Here is a 534-nt window from a genome sequence, read left to right as displayed (position 1 = left end):
TCAATGGCGTTAGCAATGTATTTGCCTGAGCCCTGATGAATTTATTATTACCCCACTCCTGATTGAATCCAACCATAGTAGTCAGGTTATGTACCTCAGGAAGAGAAAATTTATAATCTGCAAATGCGTTGAACACGTAATATTGATTGTAAGAAGCTCTTTCATCAATAAAATCATTTCCACTAAAACCATTGCTTATCAATCCAGCAGCCAATAAATTATTGTCTACTATTTCAATTTTACTGGCAACATTTTGCTCCGAACGGTGAAAGAAATTATAAGAGAAGTTAGACTTAATTGTCAAACCTTTCGCTGGAGTAAGTGTCACGCCTTGCGTCAACCATATATCATTGTTGGTCCAGGTAGAACGTCCACCATCTTCCAAATAAGGGAAAAAGTTGGTGCCACCGAAATACTTTCCAATATAAGGCGCATAGGTTTCTCTATCTCCTTGATTAACATAGAAAGGAAGATCAGGAAACTGTATTGGCATAATTGGATTTACCCTGGCAAGTGTATTGATGTTTACATCCC

Annotated in this window: 1 protein-coding gene; it reads right to left on the bottom strand. The window is 37.5% G+C overall.

Annotated features, from left to right (window positions below; genetic code table 11):
- Positions 1-534, bottom strand: a 534-nt coding sequence (locus ADIWIN_RS02065) for a hypothetical protein (RefSeq protein WP_040756313.1), incomplete at both ends; no start/stop codon positions are given.

Origin of the sequence: Winogradskyella psychrotolerans RS-3 (genome assembly GCF_000427335.1) — a bacterium.
Classification (GTDB): Bacteria; Bacteroidota; Bacteroidia; order Flavobacteriales; family Flavobacteriaceae; genus Winogradskyella; species Winogradskyella psychrotolerans.
The sequence above is the reverse complement of the archived record's forward strand: the minus strand, read 5'-3'. Positions and strand labels throughout refer to the sequence as shown.